We start from the raw sequence: 26,724 nt of genomic DNA on the forward strand, positions 1-26,724 counted from the left end.
ATGACACGCGATCACGGCGGCAATCTGGACGCGGCGCGCGCGCTCTATGGCGGCGCGGACTGGATCGACCTGTCCACCGGCATCAACCGCCGCCCCTATCCCCTGCCCGCCCTGCCGCCCGAGGTCTGGACCGCGTTGCCCACCCGCCCCGCGCTGGACGCCCTGTCCCGGGCCGCCGCGGGCGCCTATGGCGTCCAGCCCGCGCAGGTGCTGCCGCTGGCCGGCGCGCAGGCGGCGATCCAGCTTTACCCCCGGCTGCGCGCGCCCGGTCTCGCCCGGGTGCTGACCCCCACCTACAACGAACACGCCGGCGCGCTTCAGGCTCAGGGGTGGACGGTCGAACCCGTGGCAACGCTGGACGCGCTGGAGGGGGCCGACCTGGCCGTGGTGGTGAACCCCAACAACCCCGATGGCCAACACCACGCGCCCACTGTCCTGGCCGCGTTGTCGCGGCGCGTGGGCCTGCTGGTGGTGGACGAGAGTTTCGCCGATCCGCACCCGGCGCTCTCGACAAGCGCGCATCTGTCCGACCGGCTGCTGATCCTGCGCAGTTTCGGCAAGTTCTACGGGCTGGCCGGGGTGCGCCTGGGGTTTGCGTTGGGCGGACCCGCGTTGCTGACGCGGTTGCGCGACCTGGCCGGCCCCTGGGCCGTCGGCGGCCCGGCGCTGGAGATCGGCGCGCAGGCGCTGGGCGATACCCGCTGGCAGGCGCAAACCACGGCCCGGCTGATGCAGGACGCGGCGCGGCTCGATGCGCTGGCGGACGGCGCGGGGTGGGCGCTGGTGGGCGGCACGGCGCTGTTTCGCACCTATGCCAGCCCCGACGCGGCCCGCGCGCAGGCGGCGCTGGCGCGGGCCGCGATCTGGTCGCGCATCTTTCCCTATTCGCGCACATGGGTCAGACTGGGCTTGCCCGACGGCGCGGACTGGCCGCGCGTTGAAACCGCATTGAGGGGCCTGACATGACCAAGACCGCGTTGATCACCGCCGCCGGGTCCGGCATGGGGGCGGCCTGCGCCCGTCGCCTTGCGGCCGAGGGGTGGCAGATCGCGATCCTGTCGTCCTCGGGCAGGGGCGAGGCTTTGGCGCAGGAGCTGGGCGGGGTCGGCGTCACCGGGTCGAACCTGCAAACCGCCGATTTGCAACGCCTGGTCGATGCGGCGATGGACCGCTGGGGCCGGATCGACGCGGTGGTCAATTCCGCCGGCCATGGCCCCAAGGGGCCGCTGCTTGCGATCCCCGACGAGGACTGGCACCGCGCGCTCGACGTCTACCTGCTGAACGTGGTGCGCCTGGCAAGGATGGTCACACCGATCATGCAGGCCCAGGGCGGGGGTGCCTATGTCAACATCTCCACCGCCTGGATCGACGGGCCGTCGCTGATGTTCCCGACCTCGGGCGTGATCCGGGCGGGGTTGCAGGCCTTTACCAAGATGTTCGCCGACGAATACGCCGCGCAGGGCATCCGCATGAACACCGTGCTGCCCGGCTGGATCGACAGCCTGCCGACGCAACCCGAACGCGCCGCCAGCGTGCCCCTGAAACGCTATGGCACGCCCGGGGAAATCGCGGCGACCGTCAGCTTCCTGTTGTCCGAGGGCGCGGGCTACATCACCGGCCAGGGCATCCGCGTCGATGGCGGGTTGATGCGCGCGGTCTGAGCCCGTCTCACCCCCGCCCGCTGTCCACGACGCCCTGATACCACTGGCGGATCAGGGCGCGCTCGTCGTCTTCCATCCACGACAGGTTCGACGGCGGCATGGCGTGCGCGCGACCGGCTTGCAGATAGATCAGGCGCGCGGCACGGGCGACCTCGGCCTGGGTTTCCAGACGCAGGCCATGGGGGGCCCAGTTGATACCGGGATAGACCGGCATCTCGGCGTGGCACATGGAACAGCGGCCGGTCACGGTGTTGTAGACCTGGTCGAAATCCGCCGCCTGCGCGAACCGCGCGACCGAGGGGGGCAACGCGGACACGTCCTCTTCGGCGCGGCTCAGAGCGGGCGCCACGGACAGCCACATGATGAGGATGAAGATCACCGCCGTCACCGCCCAGGTCCAGGTCGGATTGCCCGTGCGCGCGTGGTTCGAGTTGAAGTAATGCCGGATCGACACGCCCATCAGGAACACCAGCGAGGCGATGATCCAGGTGTATTGGGTGGCGAAGGCCAGCGGATAGTGGTTCGACAGCATCAGGAAGATGACCGGCAGCGTCAGATAGTTGTTGTGCGTGCTGCGCTGCTTGGCGATCTTGCCATATTTGGGGTCGGGCTTGCGCCCCGCTTGCAGGTCGGCCACCACCACGCGCTGGTTCGGCATGATGATCATGAAGACGTTCGCCGTCATGATCGTCGCGGTCCAGGCGCCCAGGTGGATCATCGCCGCCCGCCCGGTGAACACCGACGTGTAGAAATACGACATCCCCACCAACACGACGAACAGCGCGATCATCACCAGGGTCTGGTTCGAGTTTACGAACCGCTTGCAGATCTGGTCATAGACCAGCCAGCCAAACGCAAGCGAGGCCATCGAGATGCCGATCGCCTGCCAGGGCGCCAGGTCCAGCACCGCCGGGTCGATCAGGTAGAATTCGCTGCCCAGATAATAGACCATGACCATGAGCGAAAAGCCCGAGATCCAGGTCATGTAGCTTTCCCATTTGAACCAGGTCAGGTGTTCGGGCATCGTCGCGGGGGCGACCAGGTATTTCTGGATATGGTAGAACCCGCCGCCGTGGACCTGCCATTCCTCGCCATGGGCACCCTCGGGGAGGTTCGGAACCTTGCGCAGCCCCAGGTCCAGCGCGATGAAATAGAACGACGATCCGATCCAGGCGATCGCCGTCACGACATGCAGCCAGCGCAGCGCGAATTCGGCCCAGGCGCCGATAATGGCCAGTTCGAACATCTGTCCCTCCCGTTGGATTCGGCAAAGGGTATACCGAGGTCAGTCTTTCTGATAATCCGTCAAATCTCTGAGGACTTTCAAGCGGGGGCGAAAAATGTCCTATGTGAACATGGTCCGAATGTTTGTCCGTGTCTACGAATTGGGCAGTATGTCGGCCGCCGCCCGCGATCAGCGCACCTCGCCCGCGGTCGCCTCGGGGCGGATCAGCGAGCTCGAGAAGCATCTCGGTGTGCGGTTGTTCAACCGCACCACGCGCAAGCTGCAACCCACCGAGAACGGCCGGCTGTTCTATGAGGGCGCGCTGGGCATCCTGCAAGCGATCCAGGACGCCGAGGCCGCGGTGGCCGACGCCACGCAGAACCCGCGCGGCGTGCTGTTCGTGGGGGCGCCCCTGGGCGTGGGGCGGCGGTTCCTGGGGCCCTATGTGCCCACGTTCAAGGCCGCCTATCCGCAGATCGACCTGCGGCTGCGCCTGTCGGACCGGATCATCGATGTCACCGCCGAGGGGCTGGACGCGGTGCTGCACCTGGGAATGCCCGACGACAGCGGACTGAAGATGCGCGCCGTCGCCGATTGTCCCCGCGTGTTATGCGCCGCGCCCGCCTATATCGCCGCCCGCGGCAACCCCGAGGACGGCGCCGCACTGATCCGGGACCGTCACGACTGCCTGAACCTGCGCTATCCCGGCGCCAAGGAATTCCAGTGGACCTTGCAAACCCCGCAGGGGTTGCAGAAATTCGAGATCGTCGGCCCCTATGAATCCGACGACGGCGAGGTGCTGACCGATTGGGCGCTGTCGGGGCACGGGATCGTGCTGAAGCCCATCTTCGAGGTGGCCACGCATCTGCGATCCGGCGCGCTGGTGCCGGTGGCGCAGGCAACCCCTCCGCTGCCGGTGTCGCTGAGCCTGCTGACGCCGCACCGCCGCCTGCGCGACCCCAAGGTGCGGCTGTTCGCGGATTTCATCGTCAGCCGCATCCGCGCCGACATGGCCCGCCAGGTCGAAGGCCTGGACCTGCCGCAGGCCGCGCCGGTCTAGTCGCGCCCCGCGCAGGCGCGCAGATGCGCCATGCGGGCGTCGAATTCGGTCGCAAAGTCATGCGCGCGGGCAAAGGCCAGCCCGGCCTCGGCGTTGGCGATCAGGGCCTTGCGGTCGCGGTCCCAGGCGGCAATCCGCTGCGCCAGGTCCCGCACGCGCCCCATCGGGGCAACCGCGCCCGCACCCGCCTCGGCCGACAGGCGGGTCCACATGCGGTTCGCATACCCCACCAGCGCCAGGCCGCAGCCCATCGCCTCGAGATAGGTGCAGGACGGGTCGGCCTGCCGGTGACAGGACAGGAACACATCCGCCTGGGTGCGGCTGACCGGCACCAGCCCGGTTTCGAAATCCACCGGGCCGTGCAGGCGCACCCGGCCGTCGAATGCGGCCAGTCCGGCGGCGATCTGTTCCGCCAGCGAGCCGGCGCCGTAGATGTCCAGCGTCGCCGCCACGCCCAGCCCGTCCAGCGCGTGCATGACCGCCAACAGGTCCTGCGCACCCTTCATCGGCTCCAGCCGTCCCGAGTGGATCAACCGCAGCGGCGCGCCCGCGTGCAACCGTGCGGCCCGGGCGGCCATCTCGTCCGGGGTGGCCATCAACGCCGGCGTCATGCGGTTGTCGAGATACAGAATCGGCCGCGACACCGACCCGGCCAGGGCATCGAACGCGGGATAGCCGTTGAACTGCACCCCGGCGACCCGGCGCAGGCTGTCCGCCATGGCGCGGTCCTGGCGCACCAGCCTGATCGAACGCACCACGCGGCGCAGCGGGTTCAGCCCGCGGTCCAGCCAAAGCGTTCGCAGGCGGGTGTCCAGCGTGTATTCCAACCCTGAGACGACGGGCACCACCGCATCGCGGGCGGCGGCGGTCAGGCGCGGGAAATCTTGCAGGTCGGCGGAAATCAGCGCCAGCGCGGCGCCCTGAAACAGGGACGCGGGCACTGGCGCGCCCGCATCCAGCACCGTCAGGTCAAAGCCCAGATCCCCGGCCGCGTAATCGCGGCCAAAGGGAATGGACCCCGCGCCGCGCCACAGCACGCAGCGAACCCCGCCGGCCCATCCCGCGCGATGGGCCCGCATCCCGTCCACGAACTTCACATCCAGCCGATACCCTCCGGGGATATCCTGAACCGGGGCGGGGGCACAAAACAACAGGGTCTGGGGCATGATCGCTCCGATACGCGCCCCCTTTGCTAGTCCCCGCCGGCCGGCGGGGTCAAGCAATCAGCTGCCGCGATAGGTCGAATACCCATAGGGCGACAGCAGCAGCGGCACATGGTAATGCGCCTGAGGGTCGGCCATGCCAAAGCGGATCGGCACGATGTCCAGGAACAGCGGCGCCTCGCCCGCCTGCCCGCTGGCGCGCAGATAGTCGCCGGCGTGGAACACCAGCTCGTAACTGCCCGGGGCGAAGCGGTCCTGCGGCAGGATCGGCGCGTCGGTGCGCCCGTCGTCGTTGGTCGTCGTCTCGGCCAGCAGGCGGCGGGTTTCGCCCTCGATCGCAAAGAGCGCGATTCGCAACCCCTGGGCCGGGCAGCCGCGCGCGGTGTCCAGAACATGCGTCGTCAGATATCCGGCCATCGATTGGTTCCTTTTCATCAAGCTTGCGCCCCATTCTGCCCGGAAACGGCGCAATTGCCAGACCGCCTGCCGGACATAGGTCTTTTCGCGATAATTTGAAAAACGCGGCGATCTTTTGGGTTACGCTGAAACTCGAGCCTCGGAACCGGGGCCCAGGTGACTGCAAGGAAATGACCGTGATCGACGCCCCCCGCTATCCCCGAGACCTGATCGGCCATGGCCCGCGCGCGCCGCGCGCGCGGTGGCCCGGCGGCGCGCGCGTTGCGGTGTCCCTGGTGCTGAACTACGAAGAGGGCGGCGAGAACTGCCTGCTGCACGGCGATGCCCAGTCCGAGGCCTTCCTGTCCGACATCGCCGGCGCCGCGCCCTGGCCCGGGCAGCGGCACTGGAACATGGAATCGATCTATGACTATGGCGCGCGCGCCGGGTTCTGGCGGCTGCACGCGCTGTTTACCGGCCGCGCGCTGCCGCTGACGATCTACGGCGTCGCGACGGCGCTGGCGCGCAACCCCGAACAGGTGCGCGCGATGCAGGCGGCGGGTTGGGACATCGCCTCGCACGGGCTCAAATGGGTCGAGCACAAGGACATGCCCGAGGCCGAGGAACGCGCCCAGATCGCCGAGGCGATCCGCCTGCATACCGAGGTCACGGGCGAGGCCCCGCGCGGCTGGTATACCGGACGATGCAGCGTCAACACGGTGCGCCTGACGGCGGAAACCGGCGCGCTGGACTGGATCAGCGACACCTATGACGACGACCTGCCCTATTGGATCGAGGTCGGCGCCCGCGACCAGTTGGTCATTCCCTATACGCTGGAAGCCAACGACATGCGCTTTGCCACGGCGCCCGGCTGGGTCACGGGGCAGGATTTCGGCCAATACCTGATCGACGCCTTTGATGTGCTGCACGCCGAGGGCGGGCGCATGATGTCGATCGGCCTGCACAACCGGCTGATCGGCCGGCCGGGAAAGCTGGCGGGGCTGATCCGGTTCCTGGATCACGTCGCGGCAAAGGGCGGGGCCTGGTTCGCCACCCGCAGCGAGATCGCGGAATTCTGGGCCGCCAACCACCCCCACCAGCGGATCGAGCGCCCCTCGCGCATGGACCGCGACACCTTTGTCGCGCGCTTCGGCTCGATCTTCGAGCATTCGCCCTGGATCGCCGAACGCGCCTGGGCGCTGGAGCTGGGCCCTGCGCATGACACCGCGCTGGGCCTGCACAACGCGCTGGCACGGATGTTCCGTTCAGCCTCGGACGCGGAGCGCCTGGGCGTGCTGACCGCGCACCCGGACCTGGCGGGAAAGCTGGCGGCGGCAAAGCGTCTGACGGCGGAATCGACGCACGAGCAGGCCTCGGCCGGGCTGGACGCGCTGACCGACGCCGAGCGCGAAGCCTTTCAACGCCTGAATTCGGCCTATGTGGACAAGCACGGCTTTCCCTTCATCATCGCCGTGCGTGACAACACCAGGGCGAGCATCCTGGCGGCCTTTGAAACCCGCCTTGCCAACGACACCGAAACCGAGTTCGCCACCGCCTGCAAACAGGTGGAACGCATCGCCGAACTGCGCCTGATGGACCTGTTGCCGTGACCCAGTATTACGCCCCGACCGGCGGCCTGCCCCGTCAGACCGACCTGATGACCCAGCGCGCCGTCTTCACCGAGGCCTATGCGGTGATCCCGCGCGGCTGCTTCAGCGACATTGTCACCAGCCTGCTGCCCGGCTGGGATCGCACCCGGATGTGGCTGATCGCACGGCCGATGTCGGGCTTTTCCGAAACCTTTTCCCAATACGTGGTCGAGGTCCAGCCGGGCGGCGGGTCGCAAACCCCTGAGAACGACCCCCAGGCGCAATCCGTCCTGTTCCTGACCCACGGCGCGCTGACGCTGCGCATCGACGGTCAGGCGCACGGCCTCGAACCGGGGGGCTATGCCTATATCCCGGCGGGCGCGCGCTGGACGCTTGTCGCCACGGGCGACGAGGCTGCGCGCTTTCACTGGGTGCGCAAGATCTGGGAACCGGCCAGCGGGATCGACCGCCCCGAGGCCTTTGTGACCAACGAAACCCGTGTCGCCCCCGTCGCCATGCCCGACACCCAGGGACGCTGGGCCACGACCCGCTTCGTCGATCCCGCCGATATGCGCCACGACATGCATGTGAACATCGTCACGTTCCAGCCGGGGGGGCTGATCCCCTTTGAGGAAACGCATGTCATGGAGCACGGTCTCTATGTCCTGCAAGGCAAGGCCACCTACAAGCTGAACCGCGACTGGGTCGAGGTCGAGGCCGGCGATTTCATGTGGCTCAGGGCCTATTGCCCGCAAGCCTGCTACGCGGCGGGCGCCGAACCTTTCCGCTACCTGCTCTACAAGGACGTGAACCGCCACGCCCGACTGCGCGGCCCGTGGTCGAACCCGGGGAGCCCCCGATGACCCCGACCTTTCGCGCGACAGACCCATGCCGCACCTTGGCCGGGGGGTGGAAATCCCGCCGGCCGCGCCACGTCAAGACGACTTGCCCATGACGCGCACCGTTGCCCTCGAATCCCTGACGCCCGATGCTTTTGCGCCGTTTGGCGATGTGCTGGCCGCGACCGGTGACTTCCGCCTCATCAACGAAGGCCTGTGCCATCGCCACCACGACCGGGCGCGCCTGGACTTTGGCCCCGAGGGGCGCGCCGGGATCTCGATCTTCGACGCGGTGCCGCGCGCGCTGCCCTATGCGTTCACCCTGGTCGAACGGCACCCCGAGGGGTCGCAGGCCTTTGTGCCGATGCACGCCCATCCCTTTCTGGTGATCGTCGCCCCCGACGAGGGCGACCGCCCCGGCCGCCCCCGCGCCTTTGTCACCGACGGCACGCAGGCCATCAATTTTCACCGCGGCACCTGGCACGGGGTGCTGACCCCGCTGTCCGCGCCCGGACTTTTCGCGGTGATCGACCGCATCGGCACGACTGCGAACCTGCAGGAATACAACTTCGACACCCCGTGGGTGGTGACCGACCGATAGCGCCCCGAACTCGACGGGCGTCGGACCAGACCCGGGATCAACCCGGGCACCATTAACCGGACCGCGTCCACAGGGGAGGGACGCGGAGACGGCGCGAAAAAATATCAATCTCCCCCAGGGAAAGGAAACGAGAGAATGGCCACGTCAACCATCGGGACACCCGAACAGCTACGGGACCCGAATTATACGCCGCCACTGGGCACGGCGATTCCGCTGGGCATCCAGCATGTGCTGGCGATGTTCGTGTCGAACGTCACGCCCGCGATCATCGTCTGCGGCGCGGCCGGAATCGGCTTTGGGTCGGATCAAGGCGCGCTGGGCTTTCCGGACATGACCTACATGATCCAGATGTCGATGCTGTTCGCCGGCATCGCAACGCTTTTCCAGACCATCGGCTTTGGCCCGGTCGGCGCGCGCCTGCCAATCGTGCAGGGCACCTCGTTCGCCTTCATCCCGATCATGATCCCCGCCGTCGCCGGCGCGGGCGTGGGCGGGCTTGCCGGACTTCTGACCGGGGTCATGCTGGGTGGGGTCTTTCACTTCTGCCTGGGCTTCTTCATCGGCAAGATCCGCTTTGCCTTGCCGCCGCTGGTCACCGGCCTGATCGTCCTGATGATCGGCCTGGCGCTGGTGCGCGTGGGCATCCAGTATGCTGCGGGCGGCGTGCCGCTGATGGGCACCGACGCCTTTGGCAGCCTGGAAAAATGGACCCCGGCGCTGGTCGTGGTGGTCGTCACGCTGGCGGTCAAGTTCTTCATGCGCGGCTTTGCCGCCGTGGCCGCGGTGCTGATCGGCATCATCGCCGGGTATCTGGTCGCGATGGTGATGGGTCAGGTCAGCTTTGCGTCGATGGGCCGCGCGGGCTGGTTCACCGTGCCGACGCCGTTCCACTGGGGCTTTCACCTGGATTGGGCGATCGTGATCGGCATGTGCTTCATGGCGATCGTCTCGGCGATCGAGACCGTGGGCGACACCTCGGGGATCACCAAGGGCGGCGCGGGGCGTGAAGCCACCGACAAGGAAATCTCGGGCGCGACCTTTGCCGACGGCCTGGGCACCGCGGTGGCGGGCGTCTTCGGCGGTTTGCCGAACACCTCGTTCAGCCAGAACGTGGGCCTTGTCGCGATGACCGGCGTGATGAGCCGCCACGTCGTCACCTTTGGCGCGCTCTTCCTGATCGTCTGCGGCCTGATCCCCAAAGTCGGCGCCTTCATCAACACGGTGCCGATCAACGTGCTGGGCGGCGGCGTGATCGTCATGTTCGGCATGGTCTGCGCCTCGGGCGTGTCGATGCTGTCCGATGTCAACTGGAACCGCCGCAACATGGTGATCTTCGCCGTGTCGCTGTCGGTCGGCCTGGGCCTGCAACTGGAGCCCTCGGCGCTGCAACACGTCGGTCGCACGATGCAGATCCTGCTGACCTCGGGGCTGCTGCCGGCGGCCGGGATCGCCGTCATTCTGAACCTGGTCCTGCCCGAGCATCTCTCGGACGAGTCGATCGAGGAAGTGTCGGGCGGTCTGGCGGGCACCGATCGCGGCTGACCGTCGCGTTTGCGAATACCGGGGGGGCGGGCCACACCGGCCCGCCCCTTTTCGATGGGAGAAAGACAGCAATGACAACCACCTTGATCCGCAACGCCGATGTCGTCGTCACCATGGATGACCGACGGCGCGAACTGGCCGGGGCCTCGATCCTGGTGCGCGACGGCGCGATCGCCGCCATCGGGTCCGGCCTGGTCGCCCCTGAGGCCGAGATCATCGACGCCACCGGTTGCGTGGTGACGCCCGGGCTGGTGAACACCCATCATCACCTGTATCAGACCCTGACCCGCGCCGTGCCCGGCGGGCAGGACGCGCTGCTCTTTGGCTGGTTGAAGACGCTCTATCCCATCTGGGCGCGCTACACGCCCGAGGACATGCGGATCTCGACCCAGCTGGGCCTGGCCGAACTGGCGCTGTCGGGATGCACGATGTCCTCGGACCATCTCTATCTCTTTCCCAACGGCGCGCGCCTGGACGACACGATCCACGCCGCCGCCGATGTGGGCCTGCGCTTTCACGCCACACGCGGCGCCATGTCGATCGGCGAATCCAAGGGGGGGCTGCCGCCCGATTCGGTGGTCGAGGACGAGGCCGCCATCCTGGACGACTGCATCCGCGTGGTGGACGCCTTTCACGATCCCCGCCCCGCGGCCATGGTTCGCGTCGCGCTGGCCCCCTGTTCGCCGTTTTCCGTCAGCCGCGAGTTGATGCGCGACGCGGCGCTGCTGGCGCGCGACAAGGGCGTCATGCTGCACACCCATCTGGCCGAAAACGACGAGGATATCGCCTATTCCCTGGCGCAGTTCGGCTGCCGCCCCGGCCAGTATGCCGAGGACCTCGGCTGGACCGGAGCGGATGTCTGGCACGCCCATTGCGTCAAGCTGGACGACGCCGAGATCCACCTGTTCGCCCGGTCGCTGACCGGCGTGGCGCATTGCCCCTGCTCGAACTGCCGGCTGGGAAGCGGCATCGCCCCGGTCCGGCCGATGCGCGACGCGGGCGTGCGCGTCGGGCTGGGCGTGGACGGGTCCGCCAGCAACGACGCCGGCGACCTGATGGCCGAGGCGCGCCAGGCGATGCTGTTGCAGCGCGTGGCCCGGGGCGCAGACGCCATGAGCGCGCGCGAGGCGCTGGAAATCGCCACTCTGGGCGGCGCGACGGTTCTGGGGCGCGCGGGCGAGCTGGGCTCGGTGGAAGCCGGCAAGCGCGCGGATCTGGCGATCTGGGACCTGCGCGGCCTGCAGTCCGCGGGCAGTTGGGACCCGATCGCGGCGCTGGTGCTGTGCGGACCGCATCGCGTGCGCCATCTGCTGGTCGAGGGGCGGCAGGTGGTGCGCGACGGGCGATTGACGGGCCTGGACGCGGATCACCTGGCCGCGCGCGCGCGCCAGGCGACGGCGCGGCTGATGGGCTGACGGGAAACGGGCCCGCGCGGGGCCCGTTCCCGATCCCTGCCGCCGGGCTCAACGGCGGGTGATGCGCCCGTCGGTATAGGGCGCGTAGGGCTGGTTGGCCGCCAGATATTCGGCCACCACATCCGCCAGATCGGGACCGAAATCATAGGCATTCATCGCGTCGTCGCGGAACATCGCGTAGCCGTCGCCGCCCCGGCGCATGAAGTCGTTCGTCACTACGCCATAGACCACCGCCGGGTCGATGGGCGCCCAGGCCCCGTCCCGCATGACCATCACGTCGCTGACCCGGCTGCCGGCCTCGGCATTGGGGTCAAAGGTGTAGTGCAGCCCCGCCACCTGCGCGAAGCGGCCCGCGCCGTCCGCCAACTGGCTGACGCCGTTCTCCAGCGCCGCGACGACCTGAGCGCCGTTCAGCTGAAAGGTGGCCAGCGTGTTCTGGAACGGCAGCACCGCCAGCACCTCGCCCATGGTGATCGTGCCCTCGTCGATCGAAGCCCGCAACCCGCCGCCGTTCTGGATGGCGATGGTCACGCCCTGATCCGCGACGCGGGCCAGCATCGCGTCGGCCACCAGGTTGCCCATCGAGCATTCCATCTGCCGGCAGACCGTGCGGTCGCCCTCGATGGCGGCGGTGGCCTCGGACACGGGGCGGTTGCGGGTTTCCTCGAGAGGGCCGGCCAACTCGCTGACCCAGGCGGCAATCGTCGGATCGGGGGTCACCTCGGCGTTGATCTCGATCGCGTCACCCGAGGCGAAGATCAGATTGTTCTGTTCATCGAGATCCAGCACCAGGTGACCCAGATAGCGGCTATAGGCCCCCGCCGTGACGACCGGCACCATGCCGCCGGCCTCGGAATCGACCCAGGTCGGATAGGGCCCCTCGCGCGCGGGGTCCGAGGCGGACAGATAGGTGTGGCTGTGCCCGCCCACCACGGCGGCCAGCCCCGGCACCTGCGCGGCAATGCGCTGGTCGGCGGTGTAGCCGGTGTGCGTCAGCGCGATGATCGGCGCCGCGCCCTGCTCTTGCAACTGCGCCACGGCAGCGCGCAGCGCGTCGATTTCATTGCCGAAGCCGATGGTCGGCCCGGGCGACGAGGTTTCCCCCGAATCCGCCGCCAGCACGGACACCACGCCGACATGCAGCCCGCCGGTTTCCACGATGGCCCAGGGCGCGATACGGCCCGCCAGCAGGTTGTTCTGCGAGGCGTCGATATTGGCCGAGATGATCGGGAAGCTGACGGTATCGAGGAACAGCGCCAGCCCCTCGGGGCCGTTGTCGAATTCGTGGTTGCCCACCGCCATCACATCGACGCCGATCCGCTCCAGCAGCTCGGCTTCGACGCGGCCGCCATAGGTGGTATAGAACAGCGACCCCTGGCTGTCGTCGCCGGCATCGAGCACCAGCACCGGGTGGCCCTCGGCCTCGATGGCGCCGCGCATCTGCGAGATCAGCGCATAAAGCCGCGCCGCGCCGCCATAACAGCGGCCCTCGGCCTCGTCGCCGGCCGAGCAAGTCGAATTGAACCGGTTGATCGATTCGATGCGGCTGTGGAAATCGTTGAAATGCAGGATATGAAGTTCGGTATCCGCGAGGCCCGGCAAGGCACTGGCCGCGACCAGCGCCGAGGAGCCCAGAAGGGTCCGAAGCTGAGGCGAAAAGGTCATTGGAATCCCCTGTGTGTTTTTGTCCCCAAGGTCAAAGATTGCGCGCGGCGCCGGCCCGAGTCAAAGGCTCAGTTGCGGGATCGCATCCCGTCGTGACACGACGATGACCCCGCGCGGCCCGCAACGCCCATTGACCGGGCGCCCCGCTTTGGGCATGAGCAAGCCATGCTGATATTCAAGATCTTCCGCCGCCCGGAATGGGACGCGCTTGTCACCCGGGGCCACACCGCGGGCGCCCCCATCGATCTGGCGGACGGCTATATCCACCTTTCGACCGCGCAACAGGTGGCCGAAACCGCCGCACGGCATTTTGCCGGGGTCAGCGACCTGGTTCTGGTCGCCGTCGATCCCGACCGGCTGGGACCGGCGCTGCGATGGGAGCCCTCGCGCGGGGGGGCGCTGTTCCCACATCTCTATCGTGAGATGACCCTGGCGGATGTCGTCTGGGACAAGTCCCTGCCACTGGGCGCGGCCGGCCATATCTTCCCCGAAGGGGTGATCTGATGATCGAATCGCTGGGCCTGTGGGCCATGCACCGGATCGACCCCGAAACCGGGCACGGTCTGGCGCTGAAGGCCTTGAACGCGGGTCTGGTGCCCCTGGCGGGCACGATCACCTCGGTCCGGCTGCGCACCGAGATCGCCGGCCTGCAACTGCCGAACCCGGTGGGTTTGGCGGCCGGGTTCGACAAGAATGCGATCGCGCTGGCCCCCCTGGCCCGCGCCGGCTTCGGCTTTGTCGAGGTGGGCGCCGCGACCCCGCGCCCGCAGGCGGGCAACCCCCGCCCCCGCCTGTTCCGCCTGACCGAGGACCGCGCCGTCATCAACCGCTTCGGCTTCAACAACGACGGGGCGCAGGCCATCGCCCAGCGTCTGGCGCGCCGCCCCGACGGGCCGGTGGTCGGATTGAACCTGGGCGCCAACAAGGACAGCGCCGACCGCGCGGCGGATTTCGCGCAGGTGCTGCGAACCTGTGGCCCGCATGTCGATTTCGTCACGGTCAACGTATCCTCGCCCAACACCGAAAAGCTGCGCGACCTGCAAGGGCCGGCGGCGCTGTCGGCCTTGCTGGCCGGCGTGATGCAGGCCCGCGCCGAGCTGGAGCGCGCCATCCCCGTGTTCCTGAAGATCGCGCCCGATCTCGATCCCGAGGGACTGGCCGGCATCGCCGAGGTTGCGCGCACCAGCCGGCTGGACGCGATCATCGCCACCAACACGACCCTGTCGCGCGACGGGCTGACCAGCCGCCACAAGGGCGAGGCCGGCGGTCTGTCCGGCGCGCCCCTGTTCGAGAAATCGACCCGGGTGCTGGCGCAGCTTTCGCGCCTGACCGGCGGGCAGATCCCGCTGATCGGGGTCGGCGGCATCGATTCGGCCGAAGCCGCCTATGCCAAGATCCGCGCCGGGGCGAGCGCGGTGCAGCTCTATTCCGCGCTGGTCTACCAGGGCTTTTCGCTGGTCGGCCAGGTGGCGCGCGGGCTTGAGACCTTGCTCACGCGCGACGGGTTCGCCACGATCGCGGACGCCGTCGGAACCGGGAGGGATCAATGGCTGTAACCACCGACACGTTGGAAATCTGGCACAATCCGCGCTGTTCGAAATCGCGCCAGGCGCTGGCCTATCTTGCCGAACGGGGGCTGACGCCCCGGGTGCGGCTGTATCTTCAGGACCAGCCCGATGCCGGGGAAATCCGCGCGATGCTGGCCGCGCTGGGCTTGCCGGCGGCGGACCTGCTGCGCAAGGACGGCGCGGCGCTGAAAGCGGAACCCGAGGACGCGATCATCGCGGCCATGGTGGCGGACAGCGCACTGATCGAACGCCCGGTCATCCGCCGCGGCGGCGCGGCGGTCATCGGCCGCCCGACCGAGGCCATCGACCGGCTGCTCTAACCCGCCCGGCCGACCGCGCGAATCGCAAAGACGCACCCGTCCGAGGGCAGCTCGGGCACGGTGGCGCAAAGGCCCCGCGCCACCTGCCAGGCCGCCAGGACCTTGGGCACGTAGTCGCGTGTTTCGGCAAAGGGAGGCACACCGCCCGACCGCCGGACGGCGCCCTCGCCAGCGTTGTAGCCGGCCAGCGCCAGCACCACGTCGCCATCGAATTCGCCCATCAGCCAATCCAGATAGGCCACCCCGCCCTGGATGTTCTGCGCCGGATCGAGCGCGTTCTCGACCCCAAAGCGATCCGCCGTGGCCGGGATCAACTGCATCAACCCCTGCGCCCCGGCGTGGCTGACCGCCCCGGGCCGCCCGGCGCTTTCAACCGCGATGACGGCCAGCGCCAAGGCCGGCGACACCTGCGTGCCGATCGTGGCGCGCAGGATGTCGCTGCCGTGCGCGGCGGCGATGTCTTGCAGGTGTTGCACGCTGGGCTGGGGCACCTGCGCCCCCTCAGGCGCGTTGACCAGCGCCGCCATGGCCGCCAGATAGCGACCCGGCGCGGGCTCGGCCCCCGGGGGGACATGATCCCAGAACCAGCCGAACCGCGAACCGGCGACCGCGCCGCCCGGGGCGGCCTCAGGCTGCGCCGGGGTCTGCGCCACGGGCTGCGGGCCGGGCGGGGCGATCCGGCGCGCCTGTTCCTGGGGGTCGATCTGCACGGTGATCCGCGTGCGCCCGTCCATCGGCGCCACGCCGATCCGGCGCGCCGCGAAATCCTGCGCCGCGGCAGGCGGCACAAGACAGGCCACCCCCATCAGGGCGACCAGGATCGCGGCGATTCGTCTGGGCAAGCTGCTCGGCATGGCCCCTCGTGTTTTGGACACCCTGCCAGAAAACCGCCCCTCGCGCAAACCCGCGCCTGAGGGGCGCTGCGAATCCCCTCCAGCCCCGAGGCCCGGGACCCGATTCTCGGCGCCCCGCGCGCAGCCGGGCCCTTCCCGGTCCCAATGCCGCATCAGGAACAAAGGACCCGCCGCAGCGCGACTGTCCACGCCCTGCGATCAAGTCGCGCAAAGACCTTTGGCTCGCCAGATTTCCGCCACATTCCGCCAAGGTCCTGCCGCGGTCTGGGGCGAAAACGTCCCTGTCGAAACGAGGACCGGGCCCAAACCCCATCAACCTTCCGCTTCTCGTGACGACACAAGCAATGAATGTATCGTTACCGAACCTGGAGAGCACAACCATGACCATCTTCTCGAACATCAAAGCCTTTGCCGCCAACGAATCGGGCGCCGTCACCGTTGACTGGGTGGTGCTGACCGCCGCCATCGTCGGCCTGGGCCTGGCCGTGATCTCGTCGGTGCGCACCGGCGTCGGCGATCTGGCGACCGACATCTCGACCTCGCTGTCGGGTGCGACCGTTGCGACGCTGGGCGAACTGGGCGTGAACCAGTAATCCGCCCGACACAGACCTGACCGAACTGGCCGCCCGAAAGGGCGGCCTTTTCGATTCCCGGCGCTGGCATGTGACGCCAGGGCCCCGCGCCGACTCGCCCTTCGACACCCGGGACGCGACGCAGCACCTTTCGTGGCTCTAAGGAGCCCCGGTTTCGAGCGCGGCAACAGTCTTGGGCCCGCGCGTCAAATCACCCAAGGTCGCGAAACAATTCACGAAAAGATACCTGGTTTGCCCTGAAATCGCCTGATTGCGCCCATCGACCCGCCGTGAATCAGGGCGATAACGAAGATGCCGGAACGGAGAGCGGTTCAACCCCCCTCAACCACGCGTTCGAAGTTCGGGCATCAGTAGCAGTAACCATCATCCTGGAGATACAAGTATGACCCTCTTCTCGAACATCAAAGCCTTTGCCGCCAACGAATCGGGCGCCGTCACCGTTGACTGGGTGGTGCTGACCGCCGCCATCGTCGGCCTGGGCCTGGCCGTGATCTCGTCGGTGCGCACCGGCGTCGGCGATCTGGCGACCGACATCTCGACCTCGCTGTCGGGTGCGACCGTCGCGACGCTGGGCGAACTGGGCGTGAACCAGTAATCCATCGGATTTCTTGGCCCTGACACGGGCCTGGCGGACCGCATCCCCCGATGCGGTCCGTTTCGTTCCGACGGCCACATCTTTCCCATGGTCGCGCCACGATCCTGCCCAAATCGCCCGGCAGGATCATGCGGTCAGACCCGCGTCACCGCGGGTGCATTCAAAGCAACCGAGAAAACCGCACAGGAGTTTGCCATGCGCGCAGTTCAGATCGGAGTCCTCGGCATCGGCCTGGCGCTGGCTGGTTTCGGCGTCTACATGGCGCAGAATTACGTCGCGCAGACGCGCAGCGCCCTGGCTGTCGTGCAAGCACGCAACGCCGCCGCGCCCGGCGCCATTGCCACCGTCAACGTGATGGTCACCACGCGCCCCATGCGCTACGGCGAGCCGATCCGCGCCGAAGACGTGCGAAGCGTCGCCTGGCCCGCGAACGCGGTGCCGCCAGGCGTGTTCAACAGCATGGATGACGTGGTTCCCGATCCTGACCGCCCGCGCGTGGCGCTGCGCGCGATGGAGCCGATGGAACCGCTTCTGGCGGTCAAGGTCAGCGAACCCGGCCAGCCCGCGGGCATCACCGCGATCCTGACCCCGGGGATGCGCGCCTTTACCATCCGCGTGGACCAGAACAGCGGGATCTCGGGAACGCTGCGCCCCTCGGACACGGTCGATATCTATTGGACCGGCCGTGGCGCCCAAGACGGCGAGGTCACGCGCCTTTTGTCCAGCGGCGTGAAGATCATCGCGCTGGACGAGAACGGCGATCAGGACCGCACCTTCAACGGCATTCCGCGCTCGGTCACGGTCGAGGCCGCGCCCGAGATGATCGCTTCGCTGGCACAGGGCCAGTCCACGGGACGGCTGTCACTTTCCCTGGTCGGCCTGGACGACACCACGGCGACCAGCCAGATTCAGGTGGACAGCCGCAGCCTGCTGGGCATGGAAACCCGGGCCGCGGCACCGGTCGAACGCTGCACGGTGCGCACCCGCCGCGGGTCCGAGGTGGTCATGATCGAGATCCCCTGCACCAACTGACGCGGCAATTGCGCCACAGGGAAGGCCCCCAGATATGGGGGCTTTCGCATGGGCGAACCGCGACACCTCGGTGCGGGGACGGACAACAACGCGAAAAACGCGCCGCAATCAATTGATTCTTGCATAAAAAACCGGATTCAAGCATTCTAGCCCCGACCGGTGCGCAAGATGCTGGCATCCTGAGGTGATCGAGAGGCAGGATCACATGACCGTTAAGAGTAGTTTCGCGCCGTCTCTGGCGCTGGCCCTTGCAGGCCTGGCAACCCCATTGCTGATGGCGGGTGGCGCCCATGCGCAGACCCTGCGCGTGGCCTCGACCAGCATTCGCGATACGCTGAGCGTGGCGATGAACCGCGCGGTGGTCGTCGATTCCGATACGCCCTTTGTCGAGCTGTCGATCGCCAACCCGGGAATCGCCGACATTTCCACCCTGTCCGATCGGTCGATCTATGTGCTGGGCAAGGCGCCCGGGCGCACGACATTGACCATCCTGGGTGCGAATGGCGAACTGATCGCCAACGTCGAAGTGCAGGTCACCCCCGATGTCGCGGAATTCCGCGAACGGCTGCGGCAGATCCTGCCGTCGGAAAACATCGAGGTGCGCACCGCCAACGACGGCATCGTGATGTCGGGTGTCGTGACCTCGGCAGCACGGATGGACGCGGCGCTGCAACTGGCCGAACGCTATGCGCCGGGCCGGGTGTCGAATCTGATGAGCGTCGGCGGCAGCCAGCAGGTCATGTTGCAGGTGCGCTTCTCCGAGGTGCAGCGGACCGCGGCACAGAACCTCGCGGCGAGCCTTGCCGTCGGTGGTGGTGGCAACGTCCTGGGCAGCGGCGCCTTCAGCACCGCGACCGCCGCGACCGCGGCGCTGGGCGGCTCGGTCTCGCCCTCGGGCGCGGACCGTCAGGGTGTGTTGTCCGGCGGCTTCACCATCGGCAGCGTGCAGTTCCAGGTGATGCTCGAGGCGCTGGAATCGAACGGTCTGGCGCGGACCCTGTCCGAACCCAGCCTCACCGCCCTGTCCGGCCAGGAGGCCCACTTCCTGGCGGGCGGCGAAATTCCCGTGCCGGTCGTCGGCAGCTCGGGCTCGGTCAGCATCGATTACCGGTCGTTTGGTGTCGAACTGACCTTTACCCCGGTCGTCGGCAATGACAGCCAGATCAACCTGACGATGGATGCGAGCGTATCCAGCCTGGATGCCGCGAACGGCGTCAGCACGGGCGGCGTGACAGTGCCCGCCTTCCGGCGGCGGCAGACCTCGACCACGGTCGAACTGCACGATGGCGAAAGCTTCGCCATCGCCGGCCTGTTGCAGGACGATTTCCAGGGCAACATCGACCAGGTGCCATGGCTGGGCGACCTGCCGGTGCTGGGCGCGCTGTTCCGCAGCACCAATTATCAGCGCAATCAAAGCGAACTGATGATTTTCGTCACCGCGCATCTGGTGACACCGACCCGCAGCGATGCGCTGATCCTGCCGACCGACCGGATCCGCCCGCCGTCCGAGCGCGACCTGTTCCTCAACGGGCGCATGTCCGGCGCAAGCGGTGGCGCGGGCGAGGTCGCGCGGCAGGACTTCCGCGGCGGCTACGGCTATGTGATGGAGTAACGCGATGCAGATTTCCCGCAGAGCCCTGATGCTGGGGATGGTCGGCGCGCCGCTGGCCGCCTGTAGCACCGCCGAACTGGGGTCGCATATCGACGAGGGCGGCTTCGGCAACCCGACCGCGCACAATCTTTTGTTGCAGACCGGGCAGTTGCCCTTCGCCATCGACCTGGCGCAGCGGTTCAACGCCGAAGTTCCGAACACTGTCACCTTCGATTTCGACAGCGCGCGGCTGGACGGTCAGGCGCAAGCCATCCTGCGCGTTCAGGCCCGTTGGATTCGCCACTTCCCCGAAGTGACCTTCCGTGTCTACGGCAACGCCGATCTGGTCGGTTCGTCCGCCTACAACCAGCGGCTGGGGATGCGGCGCGCCCGTGCGGTTGTCGCCTATCTGGTGCGCCAGGGCATCAGCCGCCGCCGGCTGGAGGCCGTCATTTCCAACGGCGAGACGCAGCCCCTGGTCCAGACCCAGGACCGCGAGCGGCAGAACCGCCGCGCGGTGACCGAGGTGTCCGGTTTCCTGCAAGACCACCCGCATATCATCAACGGCGAATACCTCGAGATCGTGCACCGCGAGTATGTTGACAGTGCCACCGCTTCAACCGGCCGACGCAGCTCGGGCGGTTCCCTCTGACCCCGACGAAGACCCCCCGCCAGATACCTCGCCTGGCAGGCCAGACGGCGCCCCGCTCACCCAAGGCGGGGCGTTCGTTTTTGTGACAGCTGGCCTGACAATTACGATTTTTTAGCCCCATTATCGCCAAGATTGTCCCCGAAATTGAATGCATCCCGAATCCGGAGAGGCCCGGATTGATCGGTTATCGGATGCCATCGCCCGTCGAACGCGGGCACGGAGGACCAAAACGATGTCGAGCGCAGCCGCCACCAAACACAATGCGCCCATTCGGGCCTGCACCGTTTCGCGCGATGTTCAGAACTTCGACCTGTTGATCGAGGACATGGAACTGGAACTCGGGGAAAGCTGGGGTGACCTGACCTTTCCCAGTGCCCTGAAATTCCTGGACCAACCCGACGCCAAGTCGCTGGAATTCCTCGCGATCGCCCTCGATGACGAGGACGAGACCAACCTCGCCATGGTCGAGGCGGTGATCCAGCGCGCGACCACGCTGGGCGTGCGGATCCTGCTGATCGCCGAGGAACTGGGGCCGATCGCGCTGCACCGCCTGCTGCGCCTGGGCGCCAGCGATTTCGTGCCCTACCCGCTGCCCGAAGGCGCGCTGCACGATGCCATCCAACGCCTGCGCCAGCCGGTGGCCGATGTGATGGCCATGCCCGGCAACGCCGGTTCGCGCAAGATGGCCGCGCCGAATCAGACCAGCGGCACGGTCTATGCCGTGCAGTCGCTGGCCGGCGGTTCGGGCGCGACGACCTTTGCCGTCAATCTGGCGTGGGAAATCGCCAACTCGGGCAAGGCCGCGCCGCGTGTCTGCATGCTGGATTTCGACCTGCAAACCGGCTCGATCGCGACCTATCTGGACCTCGCGCGCACGGAAAAGGTCTATGAACTGCTGTCGAACACGGCCGTGATGGATCGCGACTTCTTCATGAACACGTTGCAGACCTTCAACGACAAGCTGAAGGTGCTGACGGCCGCCGCCGACATGCTGCCGCTGGACATGATCTCGCCCGACGATATCGAACGGGTGATCGCCATGGCGCGCGCGAACTTCGACATCGTCGTGATCGACATGCCGGGCACCGTGGTGCAATGGACCGAAACCGTCCTGAACGAGGCCGATGTCTATTTCGCGACGATGGAACTGGACATGCGCTCTGCGCAGAATGCCCTGCGCCTGATTCGCGCCCTCAAGGCCGAGGACCTGCCCCTGTCCAAGCTGCGCTATGTGCTGAACCGCGCGCCCAAATTCACCGACCTGTCGGGCAAGGCGCGGGCCAAGCGGCTGGCCGAAAGCCTGGATATCGAATTCGAGGTGATGCTGCCGGACGGCACCACGCAAGTGACCCACGCCAACGATCACGGCCTGCCCCTGGCCGAGATCGCGCCGAAGAGCCCCTTGCTCAAGGAAATCCGCAAGGTCGCGCAATCCATCGTCGAAGCGAACCGCGACGAAAATCGCGCCGCCGCCTGAGGAGAGGGATCATGTTCTCGCGCTATCGCAAGGATACCACCACGCCGGCCAGCACGACGCCCGAATCGCGCGCGGTTCCGGTGCACGAAATGGCCCGTGTGACGCCGTCGTCGCTGGCGACCGCCCCGGTGCCCGCGGCCCCGCCGCCGCGCGCCAGCTTCAAGGCGCAGCCCACCGCGCCGATCGCCGCCCTTGCGGCCGCGAACGACAAGGACCGCCGCCGCCGGCAGCGCATCCTCGAGGTGAAGTCCGAGCTGCACACCCGGTTGCTGGACAACCTGAACCTCGCCGCGCTGGACAACGCCTCGGAAGCCGAACTGCGCGCCGAAATTGCCGCCATCGCCGCCGAGGCGCTGAGCGACATCAACTTTGCGCTGACCAGCGAGGAACGGCTGGCCCTGAACCAGGACCTCTATTTCGAGGTGCGCGGCCTGGGCCCGCTGGAGCCCCTGCTCAAGGACGACACCGTCAACGATATTCTGGTCAACGGCCCCAACCGGGTGTTCATCGAACGCTCGGGCAAGCTGGAGCTGACCGACGTCACCTTCAAGGACGAACGCCACCTGCTGCGGATCATCGACAAGATCGTGTCCGCCGTGGGCCGGCGCGTGGATGAATCGAACCCCTATGTGGACGCCCGTCTGGCTGACGGCTCGCGTTTCAACGCGATGGTTCCGCCGGTCGCGGTGGACGGCTCGCTGGTGTCGATCCGCAAATTCAAGAAGGAAAAGCTGGGCATCAACGACCTGGTGGCCTTTGGCGCCTTTTCCGAAGAGATGGCGATGTATCTGGAGGCCGCGGTGGCAACCCGGCTCAACGTCATCGTCTCGGGCGGGACGGGTTCGGGCAAGACGACCACGCTGAACGCGCTGTCGTCGTTCATCGAGAACTCGGAACGCATCCTGACGATCGAGGACACCGCGGAACTTCAGCTTCAGCAGGTCCATGTCGGCCGGATGGAAAGCCGACCCGCCAACGTCGAGGGCAAGGGCGCCGTCACCCAGCGCGACTGCCTCAGGAACGCGCTCAGGATGCGCCCCGACCGCATCATCGTCGGCGAGACGCGCGGCGAGGAAGTCATCGACATGTTGCAGGCCATGAACACCGGTCACGACGGTTCGATGACGACGATCCACGCCAACAGCGCCCGCGACGGCATCAGCCGGCTTGAGAACATGGTGGCGATGGCGGGCATCGAGATGCCGCTGAAAGCCGTGCGCAGCCAGATCGCCTCGGCGGTCAACCTGATCGTGCAGGTCAGCCGCCTTACGGACGGCTCGCGCCGCATGGTCTCGATCACAGAAGTGACCGGGATGGAGGGCGAGATCATCACCATGCAGGAGGTGTTCCGCTTCGAGCGCACCGGCCTGGAACCCAATGGCAAGATCCTGGGCCATTTTACCGGCGCGGGCATCCGTTCGCATTATTCCGAGCGGTTCCGCCGCTGGGGCTATGACCTGCCCTCCAGCATCTACGACGTTGTTCAGCAAAGGTAAGCGCCATGCAGATCGACCCGACATTCCTGATCTACGGCGCCATCTTCGGCGGCATTCTGCTGCTGGTCGAGGCCCTCTACATGATGGTCTTCGGCCGCTCCATCCGGCTGGGAAGCCGCCTGAACCGCCGCATGGAAATGCTGGAAGGCGACACCAACCGCTCAGAGGTGATGGACCGTCTGCGCAAGGAGGCGACGCAGCACAGCAAGACGGCCACCCTGCCCTTCTATTCGCTGCTGGCCGAAAAGGCCGAGAAGGGCAAGATCGCCTTTTCGCCGATCGCGCTGATCGGCGTGATGGTCGTGCTGGCCGGTGTCGCCTTTGTCGCCCTCTCGCTGTTCACCGGCGCGCCCCTTGCGCTGAAGATCGGCGTCTCGGCGGCGATGGGCATCGGCGGCGTGTGGTTCTGGGTCGGCAACAAGGCCAAGAAACGCCTCTCGATGATCGAGGAACAGCTGCCCGACGCCATCGACCTGATCGTGCGCGGCCTGCGCGTGGGGCATCCGTTCGTGCACGCGCTTTCGGCCGCCTCTCGCGAAATCCCCGATCCGCTGGGCACGGAACTGGGTCTGATCGCCGACGAGGCCTCGTATGGTCGCGAGATGGGCGAGGCCCTGTTCGCCTTTGCCGAGCGCATGGACATGCAGGACCTGCGGTTCCTGGCGGTGGCGGTGACGATCCAGGCCCAGTCGGGCGGCAACCTGGCCGAGATTCTCGATGGGCTCAGCAAGGTCGTGCGCGCCCGTTTCAAGCTGTTCCGCCGGGTCCGCGCCATCACCGCCGAGGCAAAGTGGTCGGGCATGTTCCTGTCCGGCTTTCCGATCGCGGCGATGCTGATGATCAGCATGGTCAAGCCCGACTATTACGACGAGGTCAAGGGAACCGCCCTGTTCATCCCCGTCGCCCTGGTGGTGTGCATCTTCCTGGTCATCAACGTCCTGTACATGCGCAAGATGGTCAACATTCAGGTTTGAGGATCCGGTGACATGAGTAACTCGCTTCTTTCCACACTCGTCTCCCCGCCGGGCATCATCGCGCTGCTGGTCGCCGTCGGCGTCACGCTGACCCTGTGGATGATGACCAGCGCCAAGGATACGAAACCCGATCCGCTGGCCAAGCTCAAGGAACAGTCGCGCCGCGCCGGCGCGCACGAATCCGGCCGGCTGTCGAAGCGCGTGGCGCAGTCCTCGGCCATGGCCAAGCGTCTGGAAAAGTTCAAGGCGCTGCTGGAACCGGCCGACGCGGCCGAAATGGGCGAGGCCCGCCTGCGCATGATTCAGGCGGGCTATCACGGGCGCAACGCGGTGCGCGATTATCACGCGGCCAAATTCATTGGCGGTGTCGGCGGCCTGTTCCTGGGGCTGGTCTACATGCTGATCCTGCCCCCGGGGGACGGCGCGGCGATCTGGGCCACGGCAATGCCGGTTCTGGTGCCGACGCTGGTCGGCTACTACCTGCCGATCTACTGGGTCAACAAGCGCCAGGGCGAGCGTCAGTCGCAGATCACCCGCGGCTTTCCCGATGCGCTGGACATGCTGCTGATCTGCACCGAGGCCGGTCAATCCATGGACCAGTCCATCGCCCGCGTCTCCAAGGAGTTGCGCGCCGGCTACCCGGCCCTGTCCGAGGAATTCGACACCGTGTCGCATCAGATCAAGGCGGGCATGGACCGGCTCGAAGTGTTGAAGGACATGGGCGTGCGCTGCGGCAACAACGACATCAAATCCTTTGTCACGGTGCTGATCCAGTCGGCCACCTACGGCACCTCGGTCGCCGAGGCGCTGCGTGTCTATGCCGGGGAAATGCGTGACAAGCGCGTGATGCTGGCGGAAGAGAAGGCGAACGTCTTGCCGACCAAGCTGACACTGGGCACTATGCTGTTCACGGTGCCGCCGCTGCTGATCATCCTGATCGGGCCGTCGGTCTATGGTGTGATGGAAATGCTCAACACGGCTGACTTCGGCCTATGATGAAATGGATCGGGATGGCGGCGCTGATGGCGCTGTCGGCCTGTCAGAGCAGCGGCGCGTTCTCGCCGGACGGCTTGCCCGGTCGCGCCGTCAGCCCGTCCGAGGATGTCGATGGCCTGATCGTCGGTCACCGGCTGATGGAGGGCGGCGAATACGAGCTGGCACTCAGGGCCTATTACCGTTCGATCGCCGAACGTGGGCCGACCGTCGATGCCCTGTCCGCCATCGGCTCGGCCAACCTCAGGCTGGGCAGGCTGGGGCAGGCCGAACAGATGCTGAACAGGGCAATCGAATTCGACCCCGAATTCGTTCCGGCGATCAACAATCTGGGCGTCGTGATGGTCGAACGGCAAGAATGGAGCCAGGCCGCCCATCTGTTCCGCACCGCCTTTGCGCTGGACAGCGGACGCTCTGAAGAAATCCGCCAAAACCTCAGGCTTGCTCTCGCAAATCTGGGGAATCCGGGCTATAGTGCCGAAAACAACAACGATAATTTCGCTCTGGTGCGGCGCGGGAACGGTCGGTTCCTCCTTCTCGCAACGCCGTGAGCGGCGAGCAGTGAAGGACGGGACATGGCCAAGGTGTGGATAGCACCGGTGTGCCTGGCAGGGCTTGCCCTGCTGGGTGGGTGTGGCGAATCGATGCGGGCCCAGACGGCGCGCGCGATCGACAGCGTTGCCGCAATCGACCAGGAAAACATGGCCGAGATGATGCTGGCCGTGGCCGATCCGCGGGAATCGATCCAGTATTTCTCGCAGCAATCGCAGGCCCATCCCGACCAGGTGATCTTTTCGCGCGGGCTGGCAAAGTCGCTCATGCGCGCCGGCCAGGCCGAACAGGCGATCCCCGTCTGGCAGCGGGTGCTGGAACATCCCGATGCGACGACCGACGACCGTGTCGATCTGGCCGAGGCCTATATCCGCAACAACGACTGGGCCCAGGCCGAGGCGACGCTCAACACCGTGCCGCCGACCTATGAGACCTTCAACCGTTACCGTCTCGAGGCGATGGTCGCTGACAGCCGCCAGCAATGGGACCGTGCCGACAGTTTCTACGAGATCGCCGCCGGGCTGACCGCGCAACCCGCGGGCGTGCTGAACAACTGGGGTTATTCCAAGCTGACGCGCGGCGACGCGCGCGGAGCGGAACGCCTGTTCCTTGAGGCGTTGCAGCACGATTCCACGCTGTTCACGGCCAAGAACAACCTGGTCCTGGCACGGGCCTCGCGGCGCAACTACGAACTGCCGCTGATCGAAATGACGCAGGTCGAACGGGCCGAATTGCTGCACACGATGGCGCTGGCGGCGATCCGTCAGGGCGACGTGCAGACCGGCCGGGGCCTGCTGCAAGAGGCGATCGCGACCCACCCGCAATATTTCGAGGCCGCCGAAACGGCGCTGGCCGCGCTGCATTAGGTCCG

General features: G+C 67.1%; 27 protein-coding genes. 22 read left to right on the top strand and 5 right to left on the bottom strand.

What is annotated here, in order from left to right:
- The gene (locus tag H6900_01265; GenBank protein ID MCC0071895.1) at nt 1-966 is read left to right on the top strand and encodes a threonine-phosphate decarboxylase; all 966 of its coding nucleotides are present in this window, start codon (nt 1-3) and stop codon (nt 964-966) included.
- A complete protein-coding gene (locus H6900_01270; protein MCC0071896.1) occupies nt 963-1,661 on the top strand; it encodes an SDR family oxidoreductase in 699 nt (232 codons plus the stop codon). The genes H6900_01265 and H6900_01270 overlap by 4 nt, the downstream gene beginning before the upstream one ends.
- Before the next feature lie 7 nt (nt 1,662-1,668).
- Here the strand turns inward: H6900_01270 and H6900_01275 are convergent, their stop codons facing one another.
- Nucleotides 1,669-2,907 carry a urate hydroxylase PuuD gene (locus H6900_01275; GenBank protein ID MCC0071897.1) on the bottom strand — a complete coding sequence of 413 codons (1,239 nt, stop codon included), beginning with the start codon at nt 2,905-2,907 and terminating at the stop codon, nt 1,669-1,671.
- Between the two features lie 94 nt (nt 2,908-3,001).
- Here H6900_01275 and H6900_01280 point away from each other — a divergent pair, with 94 nt between their 5' ends.
- Nucleotides 3,002-3,946 carry a LysR family transcriptional regulator gene (locus tag H6900_01280; GenBank protein ID MCC0071898.1) on the top strand — a complete coding sequence of 315 codons (945 nt, stop codon included), beginning with the start codon at nt 3,002-3,004 and terminating at the stop codon, nt 3,944-3,946.
- Here the strand turns inward: H6900_01280 and H6900_01285 are convergent.
- The gene (locus tag H6900_01285) at nt 3,943-5,112 is read right to left on the bottom strand and encodes a glycosyltransferase (protein ID MCC0071899.1); all 1,170 of its coding nucleotides are present in this window, start codon (nt 5,110-5,112) and stop codon (nt 3,943-3,945) included. The genes H6900_01280 and H6900_01285 overlap by 4 nt on opposite strands.
- A gap of 57 nt (nt 5,113-5,169) precedes the next feature.
- On the bottom strand, nt 5,170-5,526 hold the full coding sequence (uraH, locus tag H6900_01290; GenBank protein ID MCC0071900.1) for a hydroxyisourate hydrolase: 357 nt from the start codon (nt 5,524-5,526) through the stop codon (nt 5,170-5,172).
- A 170-nt stretch (nt 5,527-5,696) separates the two neighbouring features.
- Here uraH and puuE point away from each other — a divergent pair, with 170 nt between their 5' ends.
- From puuE to H6900_01315, 5 genes are all read left to right on the top strand, one after another.
- Entirely contained in the window at nt 5,697-7,115 is a 1,419-nt protein-coding gene (gene puuE, locus H6900_01295) for an allantoinase PuuE (protein ID MCC0071901.1), read from the top strand.
- Nucleotides 7,112-7,957: a (S)-ureidoglycine aminohydrolase gene (locus H6900_01300; protein MCC0071902.1), complete on the top strand. Its 846-nt coding sequence runs from the start codon at nt 7,112-7,114 to the stop codon at nt 7,955-7,957. The genes puuE and H6900_01300 overlap by 4 nt, the downstream gene beginning before the upstream one ends.
- 88 nt (nt 7,958-8,045) lie before the next feature.
- Nucleotides 8,046-8,534, top strand: a complete 489-nt coding sequence (locus H6900_01305; protein ID MCC0071903.1) for an ureidoglycolate lyase — start codon at nt 8,046-8,048, stop codon at nt 8,532-8,534.
- 135 nt (nt 8,535-8,669) lie between these two features.
- Complete coding sequence (locus H6900_01310; GenBank protein ID MCC0071904.1) at nt 8,670-10,076, top strand: purine permease; 1,407 nt, start codon at nt 8,670-8,672, stop codon at nt 10,074-10,076.
- Between the two features lie 71 nt (nt 10,077-10,147).
- The gene (locus H6900_01315) at nt 10,148-11,491 is read left to right on the top strand and encodes an 8-oxoguanine deaminase (protein ID MCC0071905.1); all 1,344 of its coding nucleotides are present in this window, start codon (nt 10,148-10,150) and stop codon (nt 11,489-11,491) included.
- A gap of 48 nt (nt 11,492-11,539) precedes the next feature.
- On the opposite strand, the gene H6900_01320 is transcribed toward H6900_01315, so the two are convergent.
- Nucleotides 11,540-13,156, bottom strand: coding sequence for a bifunctional metallophosphatase/5'-nucleotidase (locus tag H6900_01320; protein ID MCC0071906.1), 1,617 nt, complete (start codon nt 13,154-13,156; stop codon nt 11,540-11,542).
- 165 nt (nt 13,157-13,321) lie between these two features.
- On the opposite strand from H6900_01320, the gene H6900_01325 reads away from it, so the two are divergent.
- From H6900_01325 to H6900_01335, 3 genes are read left to right on the top strand one after another with little or no spacing between them, the layout of a single operon-like run.
- A complete protein-coding gene (locus tag H6900_01325; protein ID MCC0071907.1) occupies nt 13,322-13,660 on the top strand; it encodes a DUF952 domain-containing protein in 339 nt (112 codons plus the stop codon).
- Nucleotides 13,660-14,712: a quinone-dependent dihydroorotate dehydrogenase gene (locus H6900_01330; GenBank protein ID MCC0071908.1), complete on the top strand. Its 1,053-nt coding sequence runs from the start codon at nt 13,660-13,662 to the stop codon at nt 14,710-14,712. The genes H6900_01325 and H6900_01330 overlap by 1 nt, the downstream gene beginning before the upstream one ends.
- Nucleotides 14,703-15,044: an arsenate reductase (glutaredoxin) gene (locus H6900_01335; GenBank protein MCC0071909.1), complete on the top strand. Its 342-nt coding sequence runs from the start codon at nt 14,703-14,705 to the stop codon at nt 15,042-15,044. Before H6900_01330 ends, H6900_01335 begins: the two co-directional genes overlap by 10 nt.
- Here H6900_01335 and H6900_01340 read toward each other — a convergent pair.
- Entirely contained in the window at nt 15,041-15,850 is an 810-nt protein-coding gene (locus H6900_01340; protein ID MCC0071910.1) for a lytic transglycosylase domain-containing protein, read from the bottom strand. The genes H6900_01335 and H6900_01340 overlap by 4 nt on opposite strands.
- Nucleotides 15,851-16,278: 428 nt before the next feature.
- On the opposite strand from H6900_01340, the gene H6900_01345 reads away from it, so the two are divergent.
- From H6900_01345 to H6900_01395, 11 genes are all read left to right on the top strand, one after another.
- Nucleotides 16,279-16,491, top strand: coding sequence for a hypothetical protein (locus tag H6900_01345; protein MCC0071911.1), 213 nt, complete (start codon nt 16,279-16,281; stop codon nt 16,489-16,491).
- Between the two features lie 382 nt (nt 16,492-16,873).
- Nucleotides 16,874-17,086, top strand: coding sequence for a hypothetical protein (locus tag H6900_01350; GenBank protein MCC0071912.1), 213 nt, complete (start codon nt 16,874-16,876; stop codon nt 17,084-17,086).
- A gap of 195 nt (nt 17,087-17,281) precedes the next feature.
- Nucleotides 17,282-18,118, top strand: a complete 837-nt coding sequence (gene cpaB, locus H6900_01355; protein MCC0071913.1) for a Flp pilus assembly protein CpaB — start codon at nt 17,282-17,284, stop codon at nt 18,116-18,118.
- Between the two features lie 205 nt (nt 18,119-18,323).
- Complete coding sequence (locus H6900_01360; GenBank protein MCC0071914.1) at nt 18,324-19,730, top strand: type II and III secretion system protein family protein; 1,407 nt, start codon at nt 18,324-18,326, stop codon at nt 19,728-19,730.
- A gap of 28 nt (nt 19,731-19,758) precedes the next feature.
- Nucleotides 19,759-20,361 carry an OmpA family protein gene (locus H6900_01365; GenBank protein ID MCC0071915.1) on the top strand — a complete coding sequence of 201 codons (603 nt, stop codon included), beginning with the start codon at nt 19,759-19,761 and terminating at the stop codon, nt 20,359-20,361.
- 232 nt (nt 20,362-20,593) lie between these two features.
- On the top strand, nt 20,594-21,838 hold the full coding sequence (locus H6900_01370; protein ID MCC0071916.1) for an AAA family ATPase: 1,245 nt from the start codon (nt 20,594-20,596) through the stop codon (nt 21,836-21,838).
- A gap of 89 nt (nt 21,839-21,927) precedes the next feature.
- Complete coding sequence (locus tag H6900_01375) at nt 21,928-23,334, top strand: CpaF family protein (protein MCC0071917.1); 1,407 nt, start codon at nt 21,928-21,930, stop codon at nt 23,332-23,334.
- 5 nt (nt 23,335-23,339) lie between these two features.
- Nucleotides 23,340-24,308: a type II secretion system F family protein gene (locus tag H6900_01380; GenBank protein MCC0071918.1), complete on the top strand. Its 969-nt coding sequence runs from the start codon at nt 23,340-23,342 to the stop codon at nt 24,306-24,308.
- A gap of 12 nt (nt 24,309-24,320) precedes the next feature.
- Nucleotides 24,321-25,304 carry a type II secretion system F family protein gene (locus H6900_01385; protein ID MCC0071919.1) on the top strand — a complete coding sequence of 328 codons (984 nt, stop codon included), beginning with the start codon at nt 24,321-24,323 and terminating at the stop codon, nt 25,302-25,304.
- Nucleotides 25,301-25,852, top strand: coding sequence for a tetratricopeptide repeat protein (locus H6900_01390; GenBank protein MCC0071920.1), 552 nt, complete (start codon nt 25,301-25,303; stop codon nt 25,850-25,852). The genes H6900_01385 and H6900_01390 overlap by 4 nt, the downstream gene beginning before the upstream one ends.
- Nucleotides 25,853-25,876: 24 nt before the next feature.
- A complete protein-coding gene (locus H6900_01395; GenBank protein ID MCC0071921.1) occupies nt 25,877-26,719 on the top strand; it encodes a tetratricopeptide repeat protein in 843 nt (280 codons plus the stop codon).
- The last annotated feature ends 5 nt before the right edge of the window (nt 26,720-26,724 follow it).

The sequence above is a fragment of the Rhodobacter sp. genome, from assembly GCA_020637515.1.
GTDB lineage: Bacteria > Pseudomonadota > Alphaproteobacteria > Rhodobacterales > Rhodobacteraceae > Pararhodobacter.

Bases quoted from the DNA above. Each gene is read 5' to 3' on its own strand.
- H6900_01265 (MCC0071895.1), top strand. From the start codon at position 1: ATGACACGCGATCACGGCGGCAATCTGGACGCGGCGCGCGCGCTCTAT.
- H6900_01270 (MCC0071896.1), top strand. From the start codon at position 963: ATGACCAAGACCGCGTTGATCACCGCCGCCGGGTCCGGCATGGGGGCG.
- H6900_01275 (MCC0071897.1), bottom strand. From the start codon at position 2,907: ATGTTCGAACTGGCCATTATCGGCGCCTGGGCCGAATTCGCGCTGCGC.
- H6900_01280 (MCC0071898.1), top strand. From the start codon at position 3,002: ATGTCCTATGTGAACATGGTCCGAATGTTTGTCCGTGTCTACGAATTG.
- H6900_01285 (MCC0071899.1), bottom strand. From the start codon at position 5,112: ATGCCCCAGACCCTGTTGTTTTGTGCCCCCGCCCCGGTTCAGGATATC.
- uraH (MCC0071900.1), bottom strand. From the start codon at position 5,526: ATGGCCGGATATCTGACGACGCATGTTCTGGACACCGCGCGCGGCTGC.
- puuE (MCC0071901.1), top strand. From the start codon at position 5,697: ATGACCGTGATCGACGCCCCCCGCTATCCCCGAGACCTGATCGGCCAT.
- H6900_01305 (MCC0071903.1), top strand. From the start codon at position 8,046: ATGACGCGCACCGTTGCCCTCGAATCCCTGACGCCCGATGCTTTTGCG.
- H6900_01310 (MCC0071904.1), top strand. From the start codon at position 8,670: ATGGCCACGTCAACCATCGGGACACCCGAACAGCTACGGGACCCGAAT.
- H6900_01315 (MCC0071905.1), top strand. From the start codon at position 10,148: ATGACAACCACCTTGATCCGCAACGCCGATGTCGTCGTCACCATGGAT.
- H6900_01320 (MCC0071906.1), bottom strand. From the start codon at position 13,156: ATGACCTTTTCGCCTCAGCTTCGGACCCTTCTGGGCTCCTCGGCGCTG.
- H6900_01325 (MCC0071907.1), top strand. From the start codon at position 13,322: ATGCTGATATTCAAGATCTTCCGCCGCCCGGAATGGGACGCGCTTGTC.
- H6900_01330 (MCC0071908.1), top strand. From the start codon at position 13,660: ATGATCGAATCGCTGGGCCTGTGGGCCATGCACCGGATCGACCCCGAA.
- H6900_01335 (MCC0071909.1), top strand. From the start codon at position 14,703: ATGGCTGTAACCACCGACACGTTGGAAATCTGGCACAATCCGCGCTGT.
- H6900_01340 (MCC0071910.1), bottom strand. From the start codon at position 15,850: ATGGGGGTGGCCTGTCTTGTGCCGCCTGCCGCGGCGCAGGATTTCGCG.
- H6900_01345 (MCC0071911.1), top strand. From the start codon at position 16,279: ATGACCATCTTCTCGAACATCAAAGCCTTTGCCGCCAACGAATCGGGC.
- H6900_01350 (MCC0071912.1), top strand. From the start codon at position 16,874: ATGACCCTCTTCTCGAACATCAAAGCCTTTGCCGCCAACGAATCGGGC.
- cpaB (MCC0071913.1), top strand. From the start codon at position 17,282: ATGCGCGCAGTTCAGATCGGAGTCCTCGGCATCGGCCTGGCGCTGGCT.
- H6900_01360 (MCC0071914.1), top strand. From the start codon at position 18,324: ATGACCGTTAAGAGTAGTTTCGCGCCGTCTCTGGCGCTGGCCCTTGCA.
- H6900_01365 (MCC0071915.1), top strand. From the start codon at position 19,759: ATGCTGGGGATGGTCGGCGCGCCGCTGGCCGCCTGTAGCACCGCCGAA.
- H6900_01370 (MCC0071916.1), top strand. From the start codon at position 20,594: ATGTCGAGCGCAGCCGCCACCAAACACAATGCGCCCATTCGGGCCTGC.
- H6900_01375 (MCC0071917.1), top strand. From the start codon at position 21,928: ATGGCCCGTGTGACGCCGTCGTCGCTGGCGACCGCCCCGGTGCCCGCG.
- H6900_01380 (MCC0071918.1), top strand. From the start codon at position 23,340: ATGCAGATCGACCCGACATTCCTGATCTACGGCGCCATCTTCGGCGGC.
- H6900_01385 (MCC0071919.1), top strand. From the start codon at position 24,321: ATGAGTAACTCGCTTCTTTCCACACTCGTCTCCCCGCCGGGCATCATC.
- H6900_01390 (MCC0071920.1), top strand. From the start codon at position 25,301: ATGATGAAATGGATCGGGATGGCGGCGCTGATGGCGCTGTCGGCCTGT.
- H6900_01395 (MCC0071921.1), top strand. From the start codon at position 25,877: ATGGCCAAGGTGTGGATAGCACCGGTGTGCCTGGCAGGGCTTGCCCTG.